Origin of the sequence: Pseudomonas laurentiana, assembly GCF_014648275.1 — a bacterium.
Taxonomy (GTDB): Bacteria; Pseudomonadota; Gammaproteobacteria; order Pseudomonadales; family Pseudomonadaceae; genus Aquipseudomonas; species Aquipseudomonas laurentiana.
The window spans coordinates 18,477-39,631 of the sequence record NZ_BMQU01000020.1 but is presented as its reverse complement, the minus strand read 5'-3'; the positions used below and the strand labels follow the sequence as shown (position 1 = coordinate 39,631).

At 61.3% G+C, this 21,155-nt stretch carries 24 protein-coding genes and 1 pseudogene; 19 read left to right on the top strand and 6 right to left on the bottom strand.

The genetic code is table 11. From position 1 onward, the window contains the following. Nucleotides 1–15: 15 nt before the first annotated feature. Genes IE038_RS19055 through pilG form a run of 3 tightly spaced genes read right to left on the bottom strand, consistent with a single transcriptional unit; the run spans nt 16 to nt 1,388 of the window. The gene (locus IE038_RS19055; RefSeq protein ID WP_189396114.1) at nt 16–570 is read right to left on the bottom strand and encodes a chemotaxis protein CheW; all 555 of its coding nucleotides are present in this window, start codon (nt 568–570) and stop codon (nt 16–18) included. After that, nucleotides 567–932: a twitching motility response regulator PilH gene (gene pilH, locus IE038_RS19050; RefSeq protein WP_065761330.1), complete on the bottom strand. Its 366-nt coding sequence runs from the start codon at nt 930–932 to the stop codon at nt 567–569. The genes IE038_RS19055 and pilH overlap by 4 nt, the downstream gene beginning before the upstream one ends. A 45-nt stretch (nt 933–977) precedes the next feature. Continuing rightward, nucleotides 978–1,388 carry a twitching motility response regulator PilG gene (gene pilG, locus IE038_RS19045; protein WP_163939458.1) on the bottom strand — a complete coding sequence of 137 codons (411 nt, stop codon included), beginning with the start codon at nt 1,386–1,388 and terminating at the stop codon, nt 978–980. A gap of 201 nt (nt 1,389–1,589) precedes the next feature. On the opposite strand from pilG, the gene gshB reads away from it, so the two are divergent. The 14 genes from gshB (at nt 1,590) to IE038_RS18975 (ending at nt 15,508) form a co-directional block, all read left to right on the top strand. After that, nucleotides 1,590–2,543, top strand: a complete 954-nt coding sequence (gshB, locus tag IE038_RS19040; protein WP_163939456.1) for a glutathione synthase — start codon at nt 1,590–1,592, stop codon at nt 2,541–2,543. Nucleotides 2,544–2,643: 100 nt separating this feature from the next. Further along, complete coding sequence (locus IE038_RS19035) at nt 2,644–3,549, top strand: energy transducer TonB (protein ID WP_163939455.1); 906 nt, start codon at nt 2,644–2,646, stop codon at nt 3,547–3,549. 52 nt (nt 3,550–3,601) lie between these two features. After that, complete coding sequence (locus tag IE038_RS19030) at nt 3,602–4,171, top strand: YqgE/AlgH family protein (protein ID WP_189396113.1); 570 nt, start codon at nt 3,602–3,604, stop codon at nt 4,169–4,171. Next, the gene (gene ruvX / locus IE038_RS19025) at nt 4,171–4,611 is read left to right on the top strand and encodes a Holliday junction resolvase RuvX (protein WP_163935928.1); all 441 of its coding nucleotides are present in this window, start codon (nt 4,171–4,173) and stop codon (nt 4,609–4,611) included. The genes IE038_RS19030 and ruvX overlap by 1 nt, the downstream gene beginning before the upstream one ends. A gap of 51 nt (nt 4,612–4,662) precedes the next feature. Beyond that, nucleotides 4,663–5,184, top strand: coding sequence for a bifunctional pyr operon transcriptional regulator/uracil phosphoribosyltransferase PyrR (pyrR, locus tag IE038_RS19020; protein ID WP_065761897.1), 522 nt, complete (start codon nt 4,663–4,665; stop codon nt 5,182–5,184). A gap of 12 nt (nt 5,185–5,196) precedes the next feature. Continuing rightward, nucleotides 5,197–6,201 carry an aspartate carbamoyltransferase catalytic subunit gene (locus IE038_RS19015; RefSeq protein WP_189396112.1) on the top strand — a complete coding sequence of 335 codons (1,005 nt, stop codon included), beginning with the start codon at nt 5,197–5,199 and terminating at the stop codon, nt 6,199–6,201. Next, nucleotides 6,198–7,469 carry a dihydroorotase gene (locus IE038_RS19010; RefSeq protein ID WP_163935925.1) on the top strand — a complete coding sequence of 424 codons (1,272 nt, stop codon included), beginning with the start codon at nt 6,198–6,200 and terminating at the stop codon, nt 7,467–7,469. The genes IE038_RS19015 and IE038_RS19010 overlap by 4 nt, the downstream gene beginning before the upstream one ends. A gap of 300 nt (nt 7,470–7,769) precedes the next feature. Continuing rightward, complete coding sequence (hslV, locus tag IE038_RS19005; RefSeq protein ID WP_065761255.1) at nt 7,770–8,300, top strand: ATP-dependent protease subunit HslV; 531 nt, start codon at nt 7,770–7,772, stop codon at nt 8,298–8,300. Nucleotides 8,301–8,377: 77 nt separating this feature from the next. Continuing rightward, nucleotides 8,378–9,715: an ATP-dependent protease ATPase subunit HslU gene (gene hslU / locus IE038_RS19000; RefSeq protein WP_189396111.1), complete on the top strand. Its 1,338-nt coding sequence runs from the start codon at nt 8,378–8,380 to the stop codon at nt 9,713–9,715. Between the two features lie 45 nt (nt 9,716–9,760). Beyond that, entirely contained in the window at nt 9,761–10,138 is a 378-nt protein-coding gene (locus tag IE038_RS18995) for a gamma-butyrobetaine hydroxylase family protein (protein WP_163939598.1), read from the top strand. Between the two features lie 345 nt (nt 10,139–10,483). Continuing rightward, nucleotides 10,484–12,163 carry a class II poly(R)-hydroxyalkanoic acid synthase gene (gene phaC / locus IE038_RS18990; RefSeq protein WP_189396110.1) on the top strand — a complete coding sequence of 560 codons (1,680 nt, stop codon included), beginning with the start codon at nt 10,484–10,486 and terminating at the stop codon, nt 12,161–12,163. A gap of 61 nt (nt 12,164–12,224) precedes the next feature. Continuing rightward, on the top strand, nt 12,225–13,076 hold the full coding sequence (phaZ, locus tag IE038_RS18985) for a poly(3-hydroxyalkanoate) depolymerase (protein ID WP_163939600.1): 852 nt from the start codon (nt 12,225–12,227) through the stop codon (nt 13,074–13,076). Between the two features lie 121 nt (nt 13,077–13,197). After that, nucleotides 13,198–14,880: a class II poly(R)-hydroxyalkanoic acid synthase gene (phaC, locus tag IE038_RS18980; protein WP_163939602.1), complete on the top strand. Its 1,683-nt coding sequence runs from the start codon at nt 13,198–13,200 to the stop codon at nt 14,878–14,880. 13 nt (nt 14,881–14,893) lie between these two features. Then, nucleotides 14,894–15,508: a TetR/AcrR family transcriptional regulator gene (locus IE038_RS18975; RefSeq protein WP_163939604.1), complete on the top strand. Its 615-nt coding sequence runs from the start codon at nt 14,894–14,896 to the stop codon at nt 15,506–15,508. Nucleotides 15,509–15,593: 85 nt separating this feature from the next. Here IE038_RS18975 and IE038_RS18970 read toward each other — a convergent pair. From IE038_RS18970 to IE038_RS18960, 3 genes and pseudogenes are all read right to left on the bottom strand, one after another. Further along, nucleotides 15,594–16,313: pseudogene (locus IE038_RS18970) on the bottom strand (phasin family protein); the annotation flags it as partial. 10 nt (nt 16,314–16,323) lie between these two features. Beyond that, nucleotides 16,324–16,746: a phasin family protein gene (locus tag IE038_RS18965; RefSeq protein WP_163939608.1), complete on the bottom strand. Its 423-nt coding sequence runs from the start codon at nt 16,744–16,746 to the stop codon at nt 16,324–16,326. A 187-nt stretch (nt 16,747–16,933) separates the two neighbouring features. After that, nucleotides 16,934–17,209, bottom strand: coding sequence for a polyhydroxyalkanoic acid system family protein (locus IE038_RS18960; protein WP_163939610.1), 276 nt, complete (start codon nt 17,207–17,209; stop codon nt 16,934–16,936). Nucleotides 17,210–17,339: 130 nt separating this feature from the next. Here IE038_RS18960 and ubiE point away from each other — a divergent pair, with 130 nt between their 5' ends. The 5 genes from ubiE (at nt 17,340) to IE038_RS18935 (ending at nt 21,145) form a co-directional block, all read left to right on the top strand. Continuing rightward, the gene (gene ubiE / locus IE038_RS18955) at nt 17,340–18,110 is read left to right on the top strand and encodes a bifunctional demethylmenaquinone methyltransferase/2-methoxy-6-polyprenyl-1,4-benzoquinol methylase UbiE (protein WP_163939612.1); all 771 of its coding nucleotides are present in this window, start codon (nt 17,340–17,342) and stop codon (nt 18,108–18,110) included. Continuing rightward, nucleotides 18,110–18,733 carry a ubiquinone biosynthesis accessory factor UbiJ gene (locus IE038_RS18950; protein ID WP_163939614.1) on the top strand — a complete coding sequence of 208 codons (624 nt, stop codon included), beginning with the start codon at nt 18,110–18,112 and terminating at the stop codon, nt 18,731–18,733. Before ubiE ends, IE038_RS18950 begins: the two co-directional genes overlap by 1 nt. Further along, a complete protein-coding gene (ubiB, locus tag IE038_RS18945; RefSeq protein ID WP_189396109.1) occupies nt 18,730–20,337 on the top strand; it encodes a ubiquinone biosynthesis regulatory protein kinase UbiB in 1,608 nt (535 codons plus the stop codon). The genes IE038_RS18950 and ubiB overlap by 4 nt, the downstream gene beginning before the upstream one ends. A 72-nt stretch (nt 20,338–20,409) precedes the next feature. Then, entirely contained in the window at nt 20,410–20,802 is a 393-nt protein-coding gene (gene hisI, locus IE038_RS18940) for a phosphoribosyl-AMP cyclohydrolase (protein WP_163939615.1), read from the top strand. Between the two features lies 1 nt (nt 20,803). Further along, entirely contained in the window at nt 20,804–21,145 is a 342-nt protein-coding gene (locus tag IE038_RS18935; protein WP_163939617.1) for a phosphoribosyl-ATP diphosphatase, read from the top strand. Nucleotides 21,146–21,155: the final 10 nt, after the last annotated feature.

Below are 21,155 nucleotides of genomic sequence, written 5' to 3'. Positions count from 1 at the left end.
GGGTTCGGCATTCCTTTACAGCGCCACATCGAGAAAGCCCGCAGCCTGCGCCAGGGCAAACGGACTGAAGATTCCCCAGCAACGCTCACGTTGAAAGTGCCCCTGAACAAAGGGCCCGGCCCCGGCAAGCAGGGGCGATGGCACCGAGAGGTCCAGGCTGCGCAGGGGAAAATGCTGCAGACCGGCGACTTCGTCGACCAGCAGTCCGGCGAACACCTCCTGGTGATCCAGCACCAGTACCCGACGCTGTTTGCGCAAACCGCTCTGGGCAAGGCCGAAGTACCCACACAGGTCCATCACCGGCAACAGCCGACCGCGCAGGTTGGCTACACCAAGCACCCATGGCTTGACCCCGGGGATACGGCTGAGTCGAGGTTCCTGAAGCACCTCGGCGACTTCCTGCATCGGTGCGACAAACCACTGCTCAGCAATGCGAAAGCCGATACCGCTCCAGCTCTGCAGGCGAGTTTCCTGCAACGGCAGGTCCGCCGCCAACAGGCGGCAACGACGGTCGATATCCAACAGCAGTTCAAATGCTGTCAGCGACTCGCCCATGGGCCTGGTGGTCAACCCTTGAGTACGCCGTCGAGGGTCTTGATCAGGGTTTGCTCATCAACCGGCTTGGTCAGGTAATCGCGGGCGCCCTGACGCGTGCCCCAGACCTTGTCGGTTTCCTGATCCTTGGTGGTGACGATGATCACCGGGATACCACTGGTCTCAGGGTCCTTGCTCAGTTGGCGGGTGGCCTGGAAGCCGTTCATGCCAGGCATGACGATGTCCATCAATACCGCATCGGGTTTTTCCTGGCGCGCCAGTGCCACACCATCGGCGCCGTTTTCAGCCTTGAGCACCTGATGCCCGTGTTTTTCGAGCATTCCGGTCAGTTTGTACATTTCAGTCGGCGAATCATCGACGATCAGAACTCGGGCCATGCTATTCCCCATCGAAGGAAAGGATGCCGCGCCACGCGCGCAGCATCAGGGTGCGTGTTGTGCTTCTGCGGCGAAACCCGGCACATGCGCCTTGATCGCCTCCAGCAGTTCTTCCTTGCTGAAAGGCTTGGTCAAAAATTGATCAGACCCGACAGCCCGGCCACGGGCCTTGTCGAACAGCCCGTCACGGGATGACAGCATGACCACCGGCGTGTCCTTGAAGATACTGTTGTGCTTGATCACTGCGCAGGTCTGGTAACCGTCCAGGCGCGGCATCAACACATCGACAAAAATGATGTCGGGACGGTGGTCGACGATCTTGGCCAAGGCATCAAAACCGTCTGTGGCGGTAATAACGGTGCAACCGGCTTCGCCGAGCAGCATCTGCGCGGTACGACGAATCGTCTTCGAGTCGTCGATGACCATCACCTTCAATGCCGCTTCGGGCTGTCCCATAATTGCTCTACCATCGCCTGGAAGGGCCGTGCAGGCCACATGCCAGGCCTTTTTAGCACACTCTCAAGGTGCATTCCATCAGCCTGCGCCGGGGCCGCCCGCGTTGCGTTTTCTGCTTGACCGCCAGCGCCGCCGGCGCCACCCTGACGCCACTTTTCATTTGAGCCACTGCGGCCTCTTGCCGCCGAGAGGATATACCCCATGAGCGTTCGCCTCGGGATTGTCATGGACCCCATTGCGCGCATCTCCTACAAGAAGGACAGCTCGCTGGCCATGCTGCTGGCCGCTCAGGAACGCGGCTGGTCGCTGTTCTACATGGAGCAGCAGGATCTTTATCAACGCGAGGGCCAGGCCCGGGCCCGGATGCGGCCGCTGCGCGTAGTTGCCGACCCCGAGCATTGGTTCGACCTGGAGGCGGAAACCGACGGCGCCCTGAGCGACCTGGACGTCATCCTGATGCGCAAGGATCCGCCCTTCGACATGGAGTTCGTCTACAGCACCTACCTGCTGGAACAGGCCGAAGCCGCTGGCGTACTGGTGGTCAACCGTCCGCAGAGCCTGCGTGACTGCAATGAAAAGCTGTTCGCCACCCTGTTCCCGCACTGCACGCCTGCGACCGTGGTCAGCCGTCGTCCGGATATCCTGCGCGAGTTCGCCACCGAGCACGGCGATGTCATCCTCAAGCCGCTGGACGGCATGGGCGGCGCATCAATCTTCCGCCACCGCGTAGGCGACCCCAACCTGTCGGTGATCCTTGAAACGCTGACGGCCCATGGCACCCAGCAGATCATGGCACAAGCCTACCTGCCGGCCATCAAGGATGGCGACAAACGTATCCTGATGATCGACGGCGAGCCTGTGCCCTACTGCCTGGCCCGGATCCCGGCCAGCGGTGAAACCCGTGGCAACCTGGCTGCCGGCGGACGTGGCGAAGCCCGTGAGTTGACCGAGCGTGACCGCTGGATCGCCGAACAGGTCGGCCCAACCCTGCGGGAAAAGGGCCTGCTGTTCGTCGGCCTGGACGTGATCGGTGAGCACCTGACCGAAATCAACGTGACCAGCCCGACCTGCATCCGTGAAATCGACAACGCCTTCGGTACCCGTATTGCTGTGCAGTTGATGGACGCCATTGATCGCAAGCTCAAGGCACGCTGACAGTCGAGGCAGGGAAACTGCGCAGAGTGGGTTATGATGCCGGTCCTTTTTTGACCTGGCCGCCCGCTGTGCCGGTTTCACCCCGGCTGCTGGATAACCCATGACGCTTCCCGCCGACATTCCCGCCGACCTTGCCCCGCCCCGCGTTCGCCCGGCGGACCGGCTTGGCTTTACCCTGTTTCTGGCGGCGCTGCTGCACTTGGCGCTGATCCTGGGCCTGAGTTTTACCTTTGCCAAGCCTGAGGAAATTCGTCGGACCCTGGAAATTACCCTCGCCACATTCAAGAGCGAAGCACCGCCGAAGAAAGCGGACTTCCTGGCTCAGGATAACCAGAAAGGCAGCGGCACCCTGGACAAGAAAGCGGTGCCCAAGACCACTGAACTGGCGCCCTTCCAGGACAGCAAGATAAACAAGGTAACGCCACCGCCTGCCGCACGACAGGAAGTGCCAGCGCAGCCGACTCCGCCCAAGGCCGTGCTGACCACCCAGGCCGCCAAACCGCACAAAGTCGAAACCCGGCCCAAGGAAGTCAAACCGCAACCAAAACCGAAGGTCGCGGCTCCGGAATTCGACAGTTCGGAACTGTCCAGCCAGATCGCCAGCCTTGAGGCCGAACTGGCCCATGAACAGCAGGCCTACGCCAAACGCCCACGCATCCATCGGCTCAACGCGGCCTCGACCATGCGTGACAAGGGTGCCTGGTACAAAGAGGAATGGCGCAAGAAGGTCGAACGTATCGGTAACCTCAATTACCCCGACGAAGCGCGCCGCCAGCAGATCTACGGCAACCTGCGCCTGATGGTATCGATAAACCGCGACGGCTCGCTCTATGAGGTGTTGGTGCTGGAGTCGTCCGGGCAACCGCTGCTCGATCAGGCGGCACAGCGTATCGTGCGCCTGGCGGCGCCATTTGCGCCTTTCACCGGGGATCTTGCCGACATCGACCGGCTGGAGATCATCCGCACCTGGCGCTTCGCTCGCGGCGACCGACTTTCGAGCAATTAAAGGGCGTGCCTCAGGCTTGTCAGTAGGGCGCCTCAACGCCACACTAAGGGTCATGAAGAACATCGCCCCGAGCTACCTCAAGCACCAGTTTCTGATCGCCATGCCACACATGGCCGATCCGAACTTTGCCCAGACCTTGACCTACATCGTCGAACACAACGAGAGCGGCGCCATGGGACTGGTGGTCAACCGGCCACAAGAGCTGAACCTGGCCGATATCCTCGAGCAACTGCGACCGGACGCCGAGCCGCATGCGCGCTGTTTGCAGATACCGATCTACATGGGCGGCCCGGTACAGACCGACCGTGGTTTCGTACTCCACAGCCGTGGCCCGACCTATCAGGCAACCATCGAGCTTGAAGGCTTGTCGCTGTCCACGTCGCAGGACGTATTGTTCGCCATCGCCGATGGCACGGGCCCGGAAAACAGCCTGATTACCCTTGGCTATGCTGGCTGGGAAGCCGGGCAGCTTGAAGCCGAACTCGCGGATAACGCCTGGCTCAACTGCCCGTTCGACCCCGAGATCATCTTTGGCCTGACCAGCGACCTGCGCCTTGAAGCGGCAGCAGCCAGCCTGGGGATCAACCTCAGCCTGTTGACCAGCCAGGCGGGGCACGCCTGATGAGTGCACCAAGGCTCCTGCTGGGTTTTGACTATGGCAGCAAACAGATTGGTGTGGCCGTCGGCCAGATGATCACCGGGCAAGCCCGCGAACTCTGCACGCTTAAAGCGCAGAACGGTGTGCCGGACTGGGCTCAGGTCGAAAAACTGATCAAGGAATGGCAGCCCGATGCAATAGTCGTCGGCTTGCCGTTGAACATGGACGGCACCCCCAGCGAAATGAGCGCCCGCGCCGAGAAATTCGCCCGTCGCCTGAATGGCCGCTTCAACCTGCCCGTACACACCCACGATGAACGCCTGACCACCTTCGAAGCCAAGGGCGAGCGCATGGCCCGCGGTGGTCAGCGCGGCAGCTACCGCGACAACCCGGTCGACGCCATCGCCGCCGCCCTGCTGCTGCAAGGCTGGCTGGAAGCAAACGCCGGGCTGATGCAACCCTGATCACAGATTCAAGCCGGACCGTATTCGCGTCCGGCCTCTTGAGGAGCAAGCATGAGCCTACCCAATCCCGCCGAACTGATTCGGCAGATGGCCAGCGACCTGCAGGCGCACCTGGCCCGCCGTAACATCACCGAGCCGCGCTACATCGGCATCCGTACGGGCGGTGTATGGGTTGCCCAGGCCCTGCTTGAAGCCCTTGGCCAACAGGACGCCGCGCTCGGCACACTGGATGTATCGTTCTACCGTGACGACTTCAGCCAGAACGGCCTGCACCCGCAAGTGCGCCCTTCGGAGCTGCCTTTCGAGATTGAAGGCCAGCACTTGGTGCTGGTGGACGACGTGCTGATGAGCGGTCGCACCATTCGTGCCGCCCTCAACGAACTGTTCGACTACGGCCGTCCAGCCAGTGTCACGCTGGTCTGCCTGCTCGACCTGGACGCTGGCGAACTGCCGATCCGTCCGAATGTGGTCGGTGCAACCCTGTCCCTGGCTGCCCATGAACGGGTAAAATTGCTCGGCCCCGCACCGCTCGCCCTAGAGCGCCAGGACCTCGCCACCGTTTCCGCACTTTAAGAGTCCCCCGCGATGACGCCAATCGACGCCAAGCGCCCGCTGCAGCTCAATGATCAGGGCCAGCTGCGCCACTTTCTCTCGCTCGACGGTTTGCCCCGCGAACTGCTGACCGAAATCCTCGATACCGCCGACTCCTTCCTGGAAGTCGGTGCCCGGGCCGTGAAAAAGGTCCCGTTGCTGCGCGGCAAAACCGTGTGCAACGTGTTCTTCGAGAACTCCACCCGTACCCGCACCACCTTTGAGCTGGCCGCACAACGACTCTCGGCCGACGTGATCACCCTGAACGTGTCGACGTCCTCGACCAGCAAGGGCGAGACGCTGTTCGACACCTTGCGCAATCTCGAAGCCATGGCCGCCGACATGTTCGTGGTTCGCCATGCCGACTCCGGTGCTGCGCACTTCATTGCCGAGCACGTATGCCCGGAAGTAGCGATCATCAACGGCGGCGATGGCCGTCATGCGCACCCGACCCAGGGTATGCTCGACATGCTGACCATCCGGCGGCACAAGGGCAGCTTCGAGAACCTCTCGGTGGCAATTGTTGGCGACATCCTGCACTCGCGGGTCGCCCGCTCGAACATGCTCGCGCTGAAAACCCTCGGCTGCCCGGACATCCGTGTAATCGGCCCGAAAACCCTCCTGCCAGTCGGTATCGAGCAGTACGGCGTGAAGGTCTACACCGACCTGGAACAAGGCCTGAAAGACGTCGACGTGGTGATCATGCTGCGCCTGCAACGTGAGCGCATGCAGGGTGGCCTGTTGCCGAGCGAGGGCGAGTTCTACCGCCTGTTCGGCCTGACCACCGCGCGCCTGGCCGGCGCCAAGCCAGACGCTATCGTCATGCACCCGGGGCCGATCAACCGTGGGGTCGAGATCGAATCGGCAGTGGCCGACGGTGCCCACTCGGTCATTCTCAATCAGGTCACCTACGGCATTGCCGTGCGCATGGCCGTACTGTCCATGGCCATGAGCGGCCAGACCGCACAACGTCAATTCGAGCAGGAGAACGCCCAGTGACCCTCAGCATTCTCGGCGCCCGGATCATCGACCCGGCCAGTGGCCTGGATCAGGTCAGCGACCTGCACATCGACGCCGGCAAGATCGTCGCCATCGGCGCAGCCCCAGCCGGCTTTCACGCTGCGCGCAGCCTGAACGCCGAAGGCCTGGTAGCCGCTCCGGGCCTGGTTGACCTTAGCGTCGCCCTGCGCGAACCGGGTTACAGCCGAAAAGGCACCATCGCCAGTGAAACCCGTGCCGCCGCAGCCGGTGGCGTCACCAGCCTGTGCTGCCCGCCACGGACCAAGCCGATACTGGATACCTCGGCGGTTGCCGAACTGATCCTCGACCGCGCCCGTGAAGCCGGGCATGCCAAAGTGTTCCCGATCGGCGCGCTGAGCAAAGGCCTGGAAGGCGAGCAACTGGCCGAACTGATTGCCCTGCGAGACGCTGGCTGTGTGGCCTTCGGCAATGGCCTGAGCGGTTTCTCCAACACACGCACCCTGTGCCGCGCACTGGAGTACGCCGCCACCTTCGACCTGACGGTAATGTTCCACTCGCAGGACCGCGACCTGGCCCACGGCGGCCTTGCCCATGAAGGCGCAATGGCCAGTTTCCTGGGCCTGCCGGGCATTCCAGAAACCGCCGAGACCGTGGCGCTGGCCCGTGATCTGCTGCTGGTTGAACAAACCGGCGTGCGTGCGCACTTCAGCCAACTCACCAGCGCCCGTGGTGTCGAACTGATTGCCCAGGCCCAGGCACGCGGCCTGCCCGTGACCGCCGATGTCGCCCTGTACCAGTTGATCCTCACCGATGAAGCACTGGTGGACTTTTCCAGCCTGTACCACGTCCAACCACCACTGCGCACCCGTACAGACCGTGACGGCCTGCGTGAGGCGGTGAAGGCGGGTGTGATCCAGGCCATTTCCAGCCATCACCAGCCTCACGAGCGTGACGCCAAGCTGGCACCATTCGGCGCCACCGAGCCGGGTATCAGCAGTGTCGAACTGCTGCTGCCGCTGGCCCTGACGCTGGTCGACGACGGCCTGCTTGACCTGCCAACCCTGCTCAAGCGCCTGTCCAGCGGCCCGGCACATGCCCTGCGCCTGCCGGTTGGCGAACTGAAGGTGGGCGCTGCCGCCGACCTGGTGGTGTTCGATCCACAGGCCTCGACCGTGGCGGGCGAGCAATGGCGCTCCAAGGGCGAAAACTGCCCGTTCATCGGCCATTGCCTGCCAGGCGCCGTACGGTACACCTTGGTCGACGGGCATATCAGCCACGAAGCCTGATCCTGCCGATGTCTCAGGCTGCTAACGCCCCCCGCTTTTTAGCGGGGGGCGTTTTTTAAAGCCAACGTCAGTGAAAGGCCGTCGCTCTCACAAGGTTCAGAGGGACACGCTGGGAAGCGGGATTACCCGCGATAACAGCGCCGCCTACTCACCTGAGCGACTCATCGGAAAGGACGCATGAGAAACGGGCCAGCCCCACCACCAAAACAACCGCTCATCCGTAGCAGTTGAAATACCCGTCATCACCCCCATATGAGTCTGCATCAGGCATTTTCGCCCCGCTGCGTGGAGACTCTCCCCTTGACCACCATCGTTTCAGTACGTCGCCACGGCAAAGTCGTCATGGGCGGCGACGGCCAGGTTTCCCTCGGCAATACCGTGATGAAAGGCAACGCGAAGAAAGTCCGTCGCCTGTACCACGGCCAGGTGCTCGCTGGCTTCGCCGGTGCCACCGCCGATGCGTTCACCCTGTTCGAACGTTTTGAAGGCCAGCTGGAAAAGCACCAGGGCCACTTGATCCGCGCTGCCGTCGAACTGGCCAAGGAGTGGCGTACCGACCGCTCCCTGAGCCGCCTGGAAGCCATGCTCGCAGTCGCCAACAAAGATGCCTCGCTGATCATCACCGGCAACGGTGACGTGGTGGAGCCGGAAGATGGCCTGATCGCCATGGGCTCCGGCGGCAACTTTGCCCAGGCTGCTGCCCGCGCACTGCTGATGAAGACCGACCTCTCGGCCCGGGAAATCACCGAGACGGCCCTGGGTATCGCCGGCGATATCTGCGTATTCACCAACCACAACCTGACCATCGAGGAAGAGGACCTGGCGGAGTAACCAGCTGTTCTGGCGCCCGGCATTGCATCGCCGGGCTTTTCCACGCTGAACTCATCGTTAAAGGACCACCTATCACCATGTCCATGACCCCCCGCGAAATCGTCCACGAACTCAACCGCCATATCATCGGCCAGGACGATGCCAAGCGCGCCGTCGCCATTGCCCTGCGCAACCGCTGGCGCCGGATGCAGCTGCCAGCAGAGCTGCGCGTCGAAGTCACCCCGAAAAACATCCTGATGATCGGCCCGACCGGCGTCGGTAAAACCGAAATCGCCCGGCGCCTGGCCAAGCTGGCCAATGCACCGTTCATCAAGGTCGAAGCAACCAAGTTCACTGAAGTCGGCTACGTTGGCCGTGACGTCGAGTCGATCATCCGCGACCTGGCGGATGCCGCCATCAAGCTGCTGCGCGAACAGGAAATGGTGCGCGTGCGCCACCGTGCCGAGGACGCCGCCGAAGAACGTATCCTCGACGCCCTGCTGCCACCGGCCCGTACGGGTTTCAACGAAGACTCCGCCCCGAGCCAGGACTCCAACACCCGTCAGCTGTTCCGCAAGCGCCTGCGTGAAGGCCAACTGGACGACAAGGAAATCGAGATCGAAGTCGCCGAAGCGATGGGTGTCGACATTTCCGCGCCACCGGGCATGGAAGAGATGACCAACCAGTTGCAGAACCTGTTCGCCAACATGGGCAAGGGCAAGCGCAAGAGCCGCAAGCTCAAGGTCAAGGAAGCACTGAAGCTGGTGCGCGACGAAGAGGCCGGGCGTCTGGTCAACGAAGAGGAACTCAAGGCCAAGGCCCTGGAAGCCGTTGAGCAGCACGGCATCGTGTTCATCGACGAAATCGACAAAGTCGCCAAGCGTGGCAACGTCGGCGGTGCCGATGTATCCCGTGAAGGCGTACAGCGTGACCTGCTGCCACTGATCGAAGGCTGCACGGTGAACACCAAGCTGGGCATGGTCAAGACTGACCACATCCTGTTCATCGCCTCGGGTGCGTTCCACCTGAGCAAGCCAAGCGACCTGGTCCCTGAACTGCAAGGCCGCCTGCCGATCCGCGTCGAGCTCAAGGCCCTGAGCCCGCAAGACTTCGAGCGTATCCTCAGTGAGCCGCACGCATCGCTGACCGAGCAGTACCGCGAGCTGCTGAAAACCGAAGGCCTGAACATCGAGTTCACCCCGGAAGGTATCAAGCGCCTGGCCGAGATCGCCTGGCAGGTCAACGAGAAGACCGAGAACATCGGTGCCCGTCGCCTGCACACGCTGCTTGAGCGCCTGCTGGAAGAGGTATCGTTCAGCGCTGGCGACTTGGCCAGTGCCCACAGCGAAGCGCCAATCCAGATCGACGCCGACTACGTCAACAGCCACTTGGGCGAATTGGCGCAGAACGAAGACCTGTCTCGTTATATTCTGTAAGCCTCACCCTCTTACAGGCAGGGCCGTTCGCGGCCCTGATCGCTTATGACTCGACTCCCCACCGCAATCAACCTGCACAAAGCCTCCAAGACCCTCAGCCTCAGCTATGGCCCCGACGAGGTCTACCACCTGCCCGCCGAGTTCTTGCGCGTGCACTCCCCCTCCGCCGAGGTCCAGGGCCACGGCACCCCCATCCTGCAGTTCGGCAAGCTTGGTGTCGGCCTGAGCGCAATCGAACCGGCTGGCCAGTACGCACTGAAACTGACCTTCGATGATGGCCATGACAGCGGTCTGTTCACCTGGGAATACCTGGAGCAGCTGTGCCTGCGTCAGGAACAACTCTGGGCCGACTACCTGGAAGAACTGGCAAAAGCCGGCAAATCCCGCGACCCGTCCGAGTCTGTCATCAAACTGATGCTCTAATCAGGCACTCTTGTGTTTTAGAGCGCATTTTCTAATTTGATCTGCTTGAATGCCTCTGCACAGCCAATGGATGGCTGGCTTGCGCAACACCTTAACATCGGGTTACCAATGGATCTGGCAAGTTCCCTGCATCGGTTTCATGCAGGCTCAGGTCGGGATGCCAAGGTCGCGAGCGGCAGGCTGTCTTCCAACGCAAAGACTGCCCGCACGACGCACCTTCGTTTTCATCCGGACACGCTGTACGCAGTTCGTTATCACTGGTCACCCGAGCAGTAGTACCGGCCTCTCCTGTGCCACCGCCACAGCCAAAACCGGTACTCGTCTCAGGACAACGGAGCGTCGTAGATGAGCAACAAGAACAACGATGACCTGCAGCGCCAAGCCTCGGAAAACACCCTGGGGCTGAACCCTGTAGTGGGCTTGCGCCGTAAGGATTTGCTGACGTCTGCACGCATGGTGCTGCGCCAGGCCATCCGCCAGCCACTGCACAGTGCCAAGCATGTCGCGCACTTCGGCATGGAACTCAAGGATGTCATCTTCGGTAAATCCAGCTTGCAACCGGAGAGCGATGATCGTCGCTTCAACGACCCGGCCTGGAGCCAGAACCCGCTGTATCGCCGCTACCTGCAGACCTACCTGGCCTGGCGCAAGGAACTGCACGACTGGATCGGTGACAGCAATCTGTCGGACCAGGACATCAGCCGCGGCCACTTCGTCATAAACCTGATGACCGAAGCCATGGCGCCGACCAATACTGCTGCCAACCCGGCTGCGGTGAAGCGTTTCTTCGAGACCGGCGGCAAAAGCCTGCTGGATGGCTTGTCCCACCTGGCCAAGGACCTGGTGAACAACGGCGGCATGCCCAGCCAGGTCAACATGGATGCCTTCGAAGTCGGCAAGAACCTGGGCACCACTGAAGGCGCCGTGGTGTTCCGCAACGAAGTGCTCGAACTGATCCAGTACCAGCCAACCACCGAACAGGTGCTTGAACGCCCGCTGCTGGTGGTACCGCCACAGATCAACAAGTTCTACATCTTTGACCTGAGCCCGGAAAAAAGCCTGGCGCGTTTCTGCCTGCGCTCCAACGTGCAGACCTTTATTGTCAGCTGGCGCAACCCGACCAAGACTCAACGTGAATGGGGCCTTTCGACCTACATTGATGCGCTGAAAGAAGCCGTCGATGCGGTACTGGCGATTACCGGCAGCAAAGACTTGAACATACTCGGTGCCTGCTCCGGCGGGATCACCTGCACGGCGCTGCTCGGCCATTACGCCGCACTGGGCGAGAACAAGGTCAACGCCCTGACCCTGCTGGTCAGCGTGCTCGATACCACCCTCGATAACCAGGTCGCGCTGTTCGTCGACGAGCAGACCCTGGAGGCTGCCAAGCGCCACTCCTACCAGGCCGGTGTGCTGGAAGGCCGCGACATGGCCAAGGTGTTTGCCTGGATGCGGCCCAACGATCTGATCTGGAACTACTGGGTCAACAACTACCTGCTGGGCAATGAGCCTCCCGTGTTCGACATCCTGTTCTGGAACAACGACACCACCCGCCTGCCGGCCGCCTTTCACGGCGACCTGATCGAAATGTTCAAGAACAACCCATTGACCCGTGCCGATGCACTGGAAGTGTGCGGCACCCCCATCGATCTGAAGAAAGTCACCAGTGACATCTACAACGTCGCCGGCACTTCCGACCACATCACGCCATGGCAGTCCTGCTACAAATCCGCACAGCTGTTCGGCGGCAACGTTGAGTTCGTGCTGTCCAATAGCGGCCATATCCAGAGCATCCTCAACCCACCGGGCAACCCCAAGGCACGCTACATGACCGGTGGTGAACTGCTGGAGCAGGCCAGCGAGTGGCAAGAAAACGCCATCAAGCACCCAGACTCCTGGTGGCTGCATTGGCAAAACTGGCTGACAGAGCGCTCGGGGGAGCTGAAAAAAGCACCGACGCGCCTTGGCAACAAGGCCTACAGCGCAGGCGAGGCCGCACCGGGGACCTACGTTCACGAGCGTTGATACACCAACCGCCGTGGCCTGCCGAGGGACACGGCGCTTCATCCATCACAGGGGCTCGCGCATGCCGCAACCGTACATTTTCAGAACTGTCGACCTGGATGGCCAATCCATCCGGACGGCAGTTCGCCCCGGCAAGCCGCACCTGACACCCTTGCTGATTTTCAACGGCATTGGCGCCAACCTGGAATTGGTGTTTCCGTTCATCCAGGCGCTGGACCCGGACCTGGAAGTGATCGCCTTCGACGTGCCGGGCGTTGGCGGTTCCTCCACGCCACGCCGCCCGTACCGTTTCCCCGGGCTGGCCAAACTCACCGCGCGCATGCTCGATTACCTGGACTATGGCCAGGTCAATGTCATCGGGGTTTCCTGGGGCGGTGCCTTGGCGCAACAGTTCGCCCATGACTACCCGGAGCGCTGCAAGAAACTGGTACTGGCTGCGACCGCTGCAGGTGCGGTCATGGTTCCGGGCAAGCCCAAGGTACTCTGGTTGATGGCCAGTCCGAGGCGCTATATACAGCCCTCCCATGTCATCCGCATTGCCCCGGACATTTATGGTGGTGCGTTTCGTCGCGATCCGGACCTGGCCTTGTCACACGCGGCCAAGGTGCGCTCCTCGGGCAAGCTGGGCTACTACTGGCAACTGTTCGCCGGCCTTGGCTGGACCAGCATCCACTGGCTGCACAAGATCCAGCAGCCAACCTTGGTACTGGCCGGTGACGATGACCCCTTGATCCCACTGATCAATATGCGCCTGCTGGCCTGGCGGATTCCCAATGCCCAGCTACACATAATCGACGACGGCCATCTGTTCCTTGTCACCCGAGCCGAGGCCGTCGCACCGATCATCATGAATTTCCTCCAGCAGGAACGTCAGCGGGCCGTAATGCATCCACGGCCTGCACCTGGTGGTTGAGTGGTGCCTTGGCCTGTCGCTTGTGCACGCAGCAGAACGCTACGCAAAAACAGCGGAGCAGGGTTGGTGCCGCACTTGCATGGATGGGTGTGTTGATGGCTTGACGACGGAGTGTTGCCTGATGAAAGACAGACCCGCGAAGGGCGTGCCACCGCCCCCCGCCACCTATATCAACGCGCAGAACGCGATCACCGGATTGCGCGGCCGCGACCTGATTTCGACCTTGCGCAGTGTCAGTCGCCATGGCTTGCGTCACCCGCTGTACACCGCCAAACACATGCTGGCGCTGGGCGGACAGTTGGGTCGGGTGCTGCTGGGCGACACACCTCACCACCCCGGCCCTCGCGACGAGCGCTTCAACGACCCGACCTGGAGCCAGAACCCTTTTTATCGGCGTGGTCTGCAGGCCTACCTGAGCTGGCAGAAGCAAACCCGCCAGTGGATCGACGGCAGCCAACTGAGCCATGACGACCGTGCCCGTGCGCACTTCCTGTTCTCACTGATCAACGATGCCCTGGCCCCGAGCAACTCACTGCTCAACCCGCTCGCGGTGAAGGAACTGTTCAACACCGGAGGCCTGAGCCTGCTGCGTGGCCTGAACCACCTGCTTGACGACCTTCGGCACAATGATGGGATGCCGCGGCAGGTCAACCGGGAGGCCTTTGAAGTCGGCAAGACACTGGCCACCACCCCTGGCGCAGTGGTGTTTCGCAACGAATTGCTGGAATTGATCCAGTACAAGCCGATGAGCGAGAAACAGTACGCCCGCCCTCTGCTGGTGGTGCCACCACAGATCAACAAGTTCTACATCTTCGACCTCAGCCCGCACAACAGCTTCGTCCAGTACATGCTCAAGAACGGTTTGCAGGTGTTCATGATCAGTTGGCGCAACCCGGACCCGCGCCACCGGGAGTGGGGCCTGTCCAGCTACGTACAAGCCCTGGAAGAGGCCACCAATGCCTGCCGGGCCATCAGCGGCAGCCGCGATGTGAACCTCATGGGGGCCTGTGCAGGCGGCCTGACCATGGCGGCGCTACAGGGGCATTTACACGCCAAGCGTCAACTGCGTCGCGTGCATTGCGCCACCTACCTGGTGAGCCTGCTCGACAGCCAGTTCGACAGCCCGGCCAGCCTGTTCATCGACGAGCAGACCCTGGAAGCCGCCAAACGACGTTCCTACCAGCACGGCGTGCTCGACGGGCGCGAAATGGCCCGTGTGTTTGCCTGGATGCGCCCCAACGATCTGGTCTGGAACTACTGGATCAACAATTACCTGCTAGGCAAATCGCCACCGGCGTTCGACATCCTCTACTGGAACAATGACAGCACCCGCCTGCCCGCGGCACTTCATGGCGATCTCCTGGACTTCTACAAACACAACCCACTGGCTCACGCTGCAGGCCTGGAAGTCTGCGGCACCCCCATAGACCTGCAGAAGGTTACGCTCGACAGCTTCACCGTAGGCGGTGAAAACGACCATATCACCCCATGGGATGCCGTATACCGTTCAACCCTGCTGCTCGGGGGCGAGCGGCGCTTCCTGCTGGCCAACAGCGGACACATTCAGAGCATCATCAACCCGCCGGGCAACCCAAAAGCCTGGTTCATGGAAAACCCGAAACTGAGCAGTGACCCACGTGCCTGGTTCTATGACGCCCAGCAGGTCGACGGCAGCTGGTGGCCGACATGGCTGGAGTGGATACAGAAACGCTCGGGGGCTCAGCGCGAAACCCTGAGCACACTCGGCACGCCAAACTACCCCCCCATGGACCCTGCACCCGGTACCTACGTGCTGGTGCGCTGAACAAGAAGAACGGATGAAAACCCGCGACCGTATCCTTGAGTGTGCCCTGCAACTGTTTAACCAACAGGGCGAACCCAATGTCTCGACTCTGGAGATTGCCAATGAAATGGGCATCAGCCCAGGCAACCTCTACTACCACTTCCATGGCAAGGAACCCTTGGTGCTGGGGTTGTTCGAGCGCTTCGAAGAGGAACTGACGCCGCTGCTCGATCCGCCGGTCGACCTGCGTCTGGATGCAGAGGATTACTGGTTGTTTCTGCATCTGATCGTTGAGCGTATGGCCCAGTACCGTTTCCTGTTCCAGGACTTGTCGAACCTGGCCGGACGCCTGCCACGCCTGGCGCGCGGTATCCGCAACCTGCTCAATGCACTCAAGCGCACCCTCGCCGCCTTGCTGTCCAGCCTCAAGTCACAAGGCCAGATCCAGGGCGACACCCGCACCCTCGGTCAGTTGGTCGAACAGATCACCCTGACCCTGCTGTTCTCCATGGACTACCAGCGCATTCTGGCCCGCGACAGCCAGGTGGGTATTGTCGTCTATCAGGTGATGATGCTGGTCGCGCCGCACCTGGAGCCGGTGCCCCGGCATGCAGCCGAACAGCTCGCCATGCGTTATCTGGAAGACTGACCGCATCACCAGCCGGAATTGAAAACGCCCGGCACACTGGCCGGGCGCTTGTCGACAGCGGCCTCGATCAGGCCTGACTGGTAGGTGCCGGGGTTGCCGACGGCGTACTGCTGACCGGGCTTGGCGCCGTGCTCGCTGCCGGCGTGGCGGCCGGTGAGGCGTTCACGGTTGCAGCAGGCTTGGCTGCCGGTGCCTTTTTCACGGCAGGTTTTCTTGCCACGGGCGGCTTGGCGGCAGCGGGCTTGGCCGCAGCTTTCGCAGCAGCAGGCTTGGCAGCCGGTTTAGCCGCTGCAGTCTTGGCCGCAGGTTTGGCGGCAGCTTTCGGTGCGGCTTTGGCCAGTGGCTTGGCAGCAGGTTTGGCCGCCGCTGGCTTGGCCGACACCGATTTAACCGAGGCGCCGGTGAGCTTCTCGATCTGCTTGGTGAGGGTATCGACCTGCTGATGCAGGGCCTTGACCTCGTTGCGGCTTGGCACGCCCAGGCGTGAAATAGCGCTGTTCAGGCGCTTGTCGAAGGCTTCTTCGAGTTCGCTCCACTTGCCCAGTGCACGCTCCTTCACATCGCCAACCCGCGATTTGGCAGACTTTGCCGAGCTCTTCGCTGCATCGACCTGCTCATCGACCCGGGTCTTGGCCTGCTTCTCGGCTTTCTCGCCATCCTTGACCAGGGTTTCGAACAACTTACTGCCATCGTTGCTGATTTTTGAGTAAGCGCCCAAGCCAGCCAGCCAGATTTGACGGGAGTACTTCTCGACCTCACCGACCCAGGAGCTGCCTTCTTTTTCTACTTTCTTCTTGCCAGCCATCCCGCTCTCCTTAGTGTTTACGTGCAACGTGTTCGAGCAATGCTGTCAGCTCATTGAGCTTGGCAGAAAGTGTCTCCACGTCATGTTTAGACGGAATGCCGATACGATTCAAGGCGCTGGCGACCCGCGTGTCGAATGCCTTTTCGATTTTATCGAGCTGCACTTCGACTTTGCCCTTCACGCCACTGATCTCATCCTTGACCGAATCGATCTGGCTGTTGGCTGCATCGAGCTCATGGTCGATACGCTTTTTGCCGCGTTTTTCGATGCCTTCGCCAGCCTTGACCAGCTCTTTCAAATAGTCGGCGCCTTCTTGCCCGACCCGGGCATAGGCACCCAGACCTGCCAACCAGATCTTGCGCGCGTAGCCGCGCACCTCACCCAGCGTACTGCTCTGGGCGTGCTCTTTTCGCTTCAGGGAAACCTTGGCCATGCTCTGCACCTCACGTTGATCGCGGAAATGGAGAAACTGCCCACGAGGTCGGGGCTTGTGCACAAGGTAGGGGGAAAAATTAGAATGCTCACCCTAAGGCGAGACAACCACGCCATGCTCAGCACCGCAAAGCCGGTGTATCCATAGATGGCAAACACCGGTCTTGCGGACGATGAGCACGAAGACGTCAGGCCAGGGCCTTGTCCAGTGCGCGCTCGATTTCAGCCTTGATGGTCCCACCCATCATCGACAGCATCATTCCCAGTTTCAATTCGACGCGAATGCTGTCGTCGCCGATCCGGATGCTGCCATTGGCGCCACTGCGCTTGACCTGGACAGTGTCGCCCTCCCATTGGGCCTTGAGGTCATACTCGCGGGCCAGGCGTTCCACAAGCGCTTCGGCCTTCTGCCGGGCCGCCTCGCGGCCTAGGCTGTGTTTACGTTCAACGCTGATCTGGGTCATTCAAACAATCCTGGCTAAGAAGGCATACTGGTGGCCTATATTAGCCCGCACCCTCCCTGCGACACAGCCCGCCAAGACAAATCACGCCGCACGCCCTAGAATGGCCGTAATTTTTTCCGGTGACAGCGATATGAACGATCAGCGCAAAGGCGAAAACGCCGAAACCACCACTCACTTCGGCTACCAGAGCGTGCCGGAAAGCCAGAAGGCGGAAAAGGTCGCTGAGGTTTTCCACTCGGTGGCGGGCAAGTATGACTTGATGAACGATGTGCTTTCCGGCGGCATGCACCGCCTGTGGAAGCGCTTCACCATCGAACTGTCGGGCGTGCGCAGCGGTAACCGCGTCCTCGACATCGCCGGCGGTACTGGCGACCTGACACGCAAGTTTTCTCATCTGGTCGGCCCGACCGGTCAGGTCGTGCTGGCCGACATCAACGCCTCGATGCTCAAGGTCGGGCGTGATCGTCTGCTCGACCTTGGTGTGGCTGGCAACGTCGAGTTCGTCCAGGCCGATGCCGAGAAACTGCCTTTCCCGGACAACCACTTCGACTGCGTCACCATCGCCTTCGGCCTGCGCAACGTCACCCACAAGGAAGACGCCCTGCGCTCCATGCTGCGTGTACTCAAGCCTGGTGGCCGTCTGTTGGTGCTGGAGTTCTCCAAGCCGACCAACAAAGTGATGTCCAAGGTCTACGATGCCTATTCGTTCGCCTTCATGCCATTGATGGGCAAGTTGATCACCAACGACTCCGAGAGCTACCGCTACCTGGCCGAATCGATCCGTATGCACCCGGATCAGGAAACCCTCAAGGCGATGATGGTTGAAGCCGGTTTCGACCGCGTGACCTATCACAACATGACCAGCGGCATCGTTGCCCTGCACCGCGGCATCAAACCCTGATGCTGCTGACTGGCCTTCTCGCCAGCGTAGAACACGGGGTCAACCGTGTTCTACGCCTGGACAGCACTGCGCTGCCGCGCCTGGCACGGCTTGAGGGCAAGGTGATTGCCATCGACTGCCGCCAACCGGCGTTGCAACTGTTCATCCTGCCCAGCGATGAAGGCCTGCTGTTCGCTGCGCACTGGGCCAATGACGCCGACTGCACCCTGCGTGCGCCGGCCTCGAGCCTGCTGCGCCTGGCCTTGAGCCAGGACAAGACCGCCGTGCTGCACAGTCCCGAGGTCGAGCTCGACGGTGACAGTGGAGCACTGCTGGACCTGGTCGCGGTGTTACAGGACCTGGAGCTGGACTGGGAGTATGAAGTCTCCCACTGGCTCGGTCCGGTGGCCACGCAATTGATCAGCGGTCACCTGCGCAGCCGCGCCCAGTGGACCCGCCAAGGCCTCTCCAGCCTCAACCAGAACATTGCCGAGTACCTGGCCGAAGAAGCCCGGACACTGGTTGGATTGCGCGAAGCGGAAGTTCGTTTCAGCGAGCTAGACACACTCAAAGTCGATATTGAACGCCTCGAGGCGCGTATTGAGCGCCTTGCCCGATCCCTTGATTCCAGCGATAACGCATGAAGCTGCTTGCCGTCCGCCGTCTGTTGCGCATCCAGCGCGTCGTAATCCGCTACCGCCTCGATGACCTGCTGTTCGCCCTGCCACTGCCCTGGTGGCTGATGGCGCTGCGCTTCGTCATGCCTTGGCGCTGGCTGCCTCGCAAGCCCGTGGCGCTGAGCCGTGGCGCCCGCCTGCGCCTGGCATTGCAGGACCTGGGGCCGATCTTCATCAAGTTCGGTCAGTTATTGTCGACCCGCCGCGACCTGCTGCCCGAAGACATTGCCGATGAGCTGATGCTGCTTCAGGACCGCGTACCGCCGTTCGATCCGCAAAAAGCCATCGCCATGATCGAGGAGCAACTCGGGGCGAAAATCAGCGAAGTGTTCAGGCGCTTCGACGTCGAGCCCTTGGCTTCAGCCTCTGTGGCCCAGGTCCATGCGGCACAGCTGAAAACTGGCGAAGAAGTGGTGGTCAAGGTTGTGCGCCCTGGCCTCAAGCCCATCATTGCCCAGGACCTGGCCTGGCTGTTCCTGATTGCCCGCGCGGCCGAGCGGCTCTCATCCGACGCACGCCTGCTGCACCCGGTAGAGGTGGTCAGCGACTACGAGAAGACCATCTACGACGAACTCGACCTGTTGCGCGAGGCCGCTAACGCCAGCCAGCTCAAGCGCAACTTCGAAGGCTCGGAGATGATGTACGTACCGCAGGTGTACTGGGACTGGTGCCGGCCAAAAGTGCTGGTCATGGAGCGCATCTACGGTATTCAGGTCACCGACCTGGCGACCCTGGCCGATCAGCGTACCGACATGAAAATGCTCGCCGAGCGCGGCGTCGAGATTTTCTTTACCCAGGTATTCCGCGACAGTTTCTTCCACGCAGACATGCACCCCGGCAACATCTTCGTCAGCACCGTGAAGCCGTGGAGCCCGAAGTACATCGCCATCGACTGTGGCATCGTCGGCAGCCTGACCCCCGAGGACCAGGACTACCTGGCGCGCAACCTGTTCGCGTTCTTCAAGCGTGATTACCGTCGCGTCGCGCAGTTGCATATCGACTCGGGCTGGGTGCCGGCACACACCAAGCTGAACGAATTCGAGGCGGCGATCCGCACCGTATGCGAACCGATTTTCGAGAAACCGCTGAAAGACATCTCCTTCGGCCAGGTACTGATGCGCTTGTTCCAGACGGCCCGGCGCTTCAACATGGAAGTCCAGCCTCAGCTTGTGCTGCTGCAAAAAACCCTGCTGAACATCGAGGGCCTGGGCCGTCAGCTCTACCCCGAGCTCGACCTGTGGAGCACCGCCCAGCCGTTTCTTGAGCGCTGGATGCGCGATCGCGTCAGCCCGAAATCGTTACTGCAGAACCTGCACAATCAGGTTGAACAGGTACCCCATCTGGCCGGTATGGCCCGCGACCTGCTCGAGCGCCTGTCGCAACCCCATGCCAACGAGCAATCACCGGCCCGGCGCCAGAACACCGACGGCTGGGCCCTGCGTCTGTTGGGTGCTGGCCTGCTCGCCGGTGGCGCAACCCTCGCCGCTGGCGCCATCAGCCTCAGTGCTCCCGCAGCCTGGCCGGCCTGGCTGATGCTTGCCGCAGGGCTCTACCTGATCGTGCGTCGATAGCCAGCCAGGCACCTGGCTGGCAAACTAGCGAAAACATTCGACATAAGATCGAGTGTGGTTTTGGAGTTTTTCATGAAAGACTGGCTGGACGAGATCAACTGGAACAGCGACGGTTTGGTGCCGGCGATCGCCCAGGACTACAAGACCGGGCGCGTACTGATGATGGCCTGGATGAACCGCGAAGCACTGACCCTGACTGCCGCTGAGCAGCGTGCCATCTACTGGTCGCGTTCACGTGGCAAACTGTGGCGTAAGGGCGAGGAGTCGGGGCACGTGCAAAAACTGCACGAAATGCGCCTGGACTGCGACGCCGACGTGATCATCCTGATGGTCGAGCAGTTGGGTCATATCGCCTGCCATACAGGCCGTGAAAGCTGCTTCTATCGTGTCTTCGAGAACGGCGAATGGAAAACCGTCGACCCGGTTCTGAAGGATCCACAAGCCATCTACAGCGCAGGACACTGACATGAGCGACACCCTGACCCGTCTGGCCGAAGTGCTGGAAGCGCGCAAAGGCGCGGCACCCGACAGTTCCTACGTCGCCAGCCTGTACCACAAGGGCCTGAACAAAATCCTGGAAAAGGTCGGCGAAGAATCGATCGAGACTATCATTGCTGCCAAGGATGCCGCCGTCAGTGGCGATTACAGCGATGTCATCTACGAAACCGCCGATCTGTGGTTCCATAGCCTGGTAATGCTGGCTTCGTTGGGACAACACCCCCAAGCGGTACTGGACGAACTGGACCGTCGCTTTGGCCTGTCCGGGCACGCCGAAAAAGCTGCGCGCAAGCCAGACCTGACTGAATAAATCCGAAGGA